The following is a 4,671-nucleotide window of genomic DNA, read 5'->3' on the forward strand; positions in this document are numbered from 1 at the left end:
GCAATGCCCAGCTTCCGGGCATGGCGCACCATGCCGTAGTTGACGGAGAGCCAGTAGGAATCCTTGAGGTGCGGATAGGAAGCGCAGATGCGCCAGTGTTTCCGGGCCTTTTCCAATGGCTGGTAGGAGATCTCGGCGGGCGTGCCGCGGTAGTCGAAGGGCGGGTTCCAGCTCTCCAGCTCCCATGTATCCGCCGCATGGCAGGCGCCCGTGAGGGCGAGCAGGGCGAGGGCGGCAAGGAGGGGTCTCATTTGGCGTGTTCCTGAAACCAGCTTACGCTGTATCATGAAGCTAGCGGGTTCCTGCCGGAGGGCAAGCCTCATGGCGGCAGGAAATGGCAGGGTAGGGAGGGGCAAACTGTTTTCGCGGCTCGGCATCGGCGCGCGGCTGTTCATCGCCTTCCTCGGCATCGCGGCGCTGTCGCTGTCGTCGGGCGTTGCCGGCTGGTGGATCCTGCGCGACGTTTCAAAGGCCCAGTCGCGCATCACGGAGGAGGCGCTGCCGGCGGTGGCCGCCGCCCAGGCGACGGGCGATGCCACCACCCGCATTCTTGCCGCCGGCCAGTCTTTGGCTGCGTCCCCGGACGAGGCCACGCGGGCACGGCATGCCGAGGAGATCAATGTGCTTGCCGCCGACATCCGGCGGGACCTCGCGGACGCAGCAATGTCGAATCTGGATTATCCGCTGCTCACCCAGCTCTCGGGCAATGCGGAGACCTTGATCGCGAATTTGAGCGAGCAGAACCGATTGGTGACCACCAGGCTGCAACTGCTCCGCGGCTTCGACCGGCGTGCGGAGAGCACGCTGGCTGCAGCGACCAATCTCGTCGATCTCTCCGAGACGCTGGTGTCGAACGCCTCGGCGGGAGCCTCCGCCGTGGTGGCAGGCCTCTACGGCCTCATCGACGGCGAAGGCACGCGCACACAAGCCTATGATGCGCTCGACCGGCTGATCGAGCAGGACATCTACCTTCTCGATCGCATGTGGGAGTTGCGCCTGCGCGCCTCCCAGCTGGCGCTGCTGACCAACCGCCTCTCACGCGCGGTGACGCGTGACGAGGTGCTGGCTCTCTCCAGCGATTTTGCAGCCAATCTCCGTATCGTGAAGCGGCGCGTGTCCGGGATCGATGATCCCATCCGCCGGGCCCAGGCAGAGGAACAACTCCTGGCGCTGCGATCGGCAGTGGGCGAGATGAAGGTCAACTCCAGCCTGTTCGAGGATCGGCTGCGGCTGATCGACATCGGCGAGGAGCTGGACAAAGTGGCCGAGAGTAACCGGCTGCTATCCGGCAAACTCACCGATGTTGCACAGACGGTGGTGAGCAATGCACGGGGCTTCGCGCTCGCCGCCTCGGCTCAGGCCGACCGTGCAGTCTCGGCGGGCCTCCTCGCGCTGCTGGCCACGACCGCCATCGCCGTGCTGATCTCCGGGCTGATCGTCTGGCTTTATGTGGAACGCGGTGTGGTGCGCCGCCTGCAGGAGCTGGCACAGGCGATGCGACGGCTCACCCTCGGCGACCTTGCGGTCGACGTGAGGCAGGGAGGCACGCATGAGCTCAAGGACCTTGCGGAGGCCGTCACCGCCTTCCGCGATGTATCACGCGAGCGCACAGAACTGGAAGCCGAACGCGAGCGCACCAACGAGGAGCTGCGCCGCCACCGCGAGGAACTCCGCGAACTGGTGGCGGAGCGTACAGCGCAACTCGAGCATGAGGTGACGAGCCATGCCTCCGCGCGCGAAGCCGCAGAGCGCGCCAGCCGCGCCAAGTCCGACTTCCTGGCCACCATGAGCCATGAGATCAGGACGCCGATGACTGGCATGCTCGGCATGCTGCGGTTGCTGAAGGATGGTCGGCCGGGGCCTGAACAGACGCATCGCGTCGCCACCGCCTCCGCCTCCGGCGAGGCGCTGATGGGCATTCTCAACAGCATCCTGGATTACTCGAAGATCGAGTCCGGCAAGATCACGGTCGACCCGGTGGTGTTCCGGCTCGACGAAACGCTGGCCGGCATCGTCGCGCTGATGCGGCCATCTGCCGAGGAGAAGGGTTTGACGCTCGAACTCGCCATGGCGCCGGACATCGCGGCATGGTTTGAGGGCGATGCCGGAAAGATCCGGCAGGTTCTCTTCAATCTTGTCAGCAACGCCATCAAGTTCACGCCCAGCGGCAAGGTTACCTTGCGGGCCGCCTCCACGCCGTTCGGGCAAGTCCGTCAAAGACTTGCCATCTCGGTCGCCGACACCGGCATCGGCATCCCCGAGGCAAAGCGCCAGAGCGTCTTCGAGTCCTTCACCCAGACCGACAGTTCGATCACCCGCCATTATGGTGGCACCGGCCTTGGCCTGTCGATCTCGCGCGGTCTGGCGCAGGCTCTCGGCGGCACGCTCAACGTCGAGTCTGGGCCTGGACAGGGCAGTACCTTCACCTTCGTGCTCGACCTCGATGTAGCAGAGCCACCGATGGTGGCTACAGCTGCCGAAGGAGTTGCGCCGCAGGGCGCCAGCCAGTCGATCCTGATTGTTGAAGACGATGACGCGACACGCGAGGTGGCCGTGCACTTCATCCGGGCGCTGGGGCATCGCTGCAGCGTGGCGCGCGATGGCTACGAGGCCCTCGCGCTGGCGCAGGAACTGAAGCCCGACATCGTGCTGATGGACATTAGCCTCCCCGGGCTTGACGGTTTGTCAACAGCCCGCCTAATCCGCGAGGCGCTGGCGCCATCGCCCATTAGCTTCATCGCCATGTCGGCGCATGTCTTTGCGCAGGAGGTGGAAACCTATCTCGCTTCCGGCATGGTGTCCTATGTACCGAAGCCCCTGACGCCGGAGGCGCTGGCGGGTGCCATCGCGCAAGCCCAGGGCACGCCTGTTTCCATCCCGGCGATCGACGAGGCAGCATGGCAGGCGGATCTGGCGGCGCTGGGCGCTGATCAGATGCGGAAGATACTGGCAATTTCGGCGAAGACGCTGCCGGAGCGGCTGTCGGATCTGTGCGTGGCACTTGCGGCGAATGATGCCACTAGGCTCGCCAGCGTGGCGCATGCCGGCTACAGTTCTGCCTCTGCGGCGGGCTTCAGCCTCCTGCAGCAAATCTTCGCCCGGATCGAAACTGCAGCGCGGAACGGGGACATTATGGCCTGCCGCGTGTCTGTCGCAGGCCTCGCTGATCTCATCGGCGAGACCTTGGCCGAAGCCAACAGGCTTCTTGCCGACGGGGAGGATCCCGCTATGCCCGCTCGAGTGGAACCGCGAAGAGATACCCCTCTCCGTGTGAGGTGACGATGAGGCGCGGATGGCTGGCGTCATCCCCCAGTTTCTTGCGCAGGCGGCGGATCACCACGTCCACCGTGCGGTCGGACGGGTCCCAGTCGCGGTGGGCGATCTCATGCAGCAGCCGGTCGCGTGACAGTACCTGGCCAGTGTTGGAGGTGAGCAGGGCCAAAGCCTTGAATTCTGCGCGCGTGAGGTCGACGAACGTTCCGTCGGCACTGCTGAGGGTCCGGCTTGCAAGGTCGAAGGTCCAGCCCTGGAACTGGCGCTTCTTGGGGGCAGCGGCACCACTTGCTCCACTGCTTTTAACCCGGCGCAGCAGGTTCTTAACCCGCGCCAGCAACTCGCGCTGCTCGAAAGGCTTGGTCACATAGTCGTCAGCGCCGATCTCCAGTCCGACGATGCGGTCCACCGCGTCGCTGCGTCCTGTTACAAGGATGATGCCAACATCTGACTGCGCACGAAGCTCCCGCGTCAGCCGCAACCCGTCCTCTCCGGGAAGCTGGATGTCGATCATCAGCAGGTCGGCAGGGTCGGTCGCGATGATGTCCCGCATCGTCTCGCCATCTTCCGCCTCGCTGATGCGATAGCCCTCCGCCTTGAAGTAGGCGGCGAGCTTGGCGCGGGTAACCGGATCGTCCTCGACGATTAGGATATGGGCGGGAAAGACCTTCATCCCCACATTTTAACAAGATTTCACAAATCCTACCAGAGCTTTCACGAAGTTCTGCCAACCGCTTCACAGGCTGCCGCTATCGTTCCATGCGGCGCAGGACAGTAAAGCGCAGCGGACGGCACCAGAGATCGGCCGCCAAAAACACAAATGGAGGGACGCATGAACTACGTTAGGACGATCGCTCTTCTCGGAGCCCTGGGCCTCGTGTCCGGCAGTGCTTTCGCGGAGGACTCGAGCGATCCCATCAAGATCGTGACCAACAACTGGACGAGCCAGGTCGTGCTCTCCAACGTGATCGGCCAGGTGCTCGAGTCGCAAGGCGACAAGGTCGAGTACAAGTCGTCGGATACGCAGCTGCAATTCACCGCCATCGCGGCAGGCGACATGGACTTCCAGGTCGAAGTCTGGGAAGGCTCCATGGCCGAACCCTTCGAAAAGTCGCTGACGGGCGGAGCCGTGGACTACGGTGCGCACGCCGCCGTGACGCGTGAGGACTGGTGGTATCCCGCCTACATGAACGAGATGTGCCCGGGCCTGCCGGACTGGAAGGCGCTCGATGCCTGCGCTGCCAAGCTGGCAACCGCCGAAACCGGCTCCAAGGGCCGCTTCGTCGGACCGCCGGCCGACTGGGGTAAGCATTACTCGGAGCGCATCCAGGCGCTGAAGATGAACTTCCAGGAAGTGCCGGTCGGTCAGGCAGCCACGCTGTGGGCCGAACTCCAGGC

At 64.4% G+C, this 4,671-nt stretch carries 3 protein-coding genes and 1 pseudogene; 2 read left to right on the plus strand and 2 right to left on the minus strand.

The window, feature by feature from the left end; translation table 11 throughout:
• Positions 1-251 (minus strand): annotated as a pseudogene (locus tag WCJ41_RS20155) (TMAO reductase system periplasmic protein TorT); the annotation flags it as partial.
• Between the two features lie 70 nt (positions 252-321).
• On the opposite strand from WCJ41_RS20155, the gene torS reads away from it, so the two are divergent.
• A complete protein-coding gene (gene torS, locus WCJ41_RS20160; RefSeq protein WP_336907630.1) occupies positions 322-3,279 on the plus strand; it encodes a TMAO reductase system sensor histidine kinase/response regulator TorS in 2,958 nt (985 codons plus the stop codon).
• Here the strand turns inward: torS and torR are convergent.
• A complete protein-coding gene (gene torR, locus WCJ41_RS20165; protein ID WP_336907631.1) occupies positions 3,227-3,946 on the minus strand; it encodes a two-component system response regulator TorR in 720 nt (239 codons plus the stop codon). The genes torS and torR overlap by 53 nt on opposite strands.
• Before the next feature lie 159 nt (positions 3,947-4,105).
• On the opposite strand from torR, the gene WCJ41_RS20170 reads away from it, so the two are divergent.
• Positions 4,106-4,671 (plus strand): glycine betaine ABC transporter substrate-binding protein (locus WCJ41_RS20170; RefSeq protein WP_336907632.1); only part of this gene is annotated, 566 nt, incomplete at its 3' end.

Source organism: Aestuariivirga sp. (assembly GCF_037139295.1).
Taxonomy (GTDB): Bacteria; Pseudomonadota; Alphaproteobacteria; order Rhizobiales; family Aestuariivirgaceae; genus Aestuariivirga.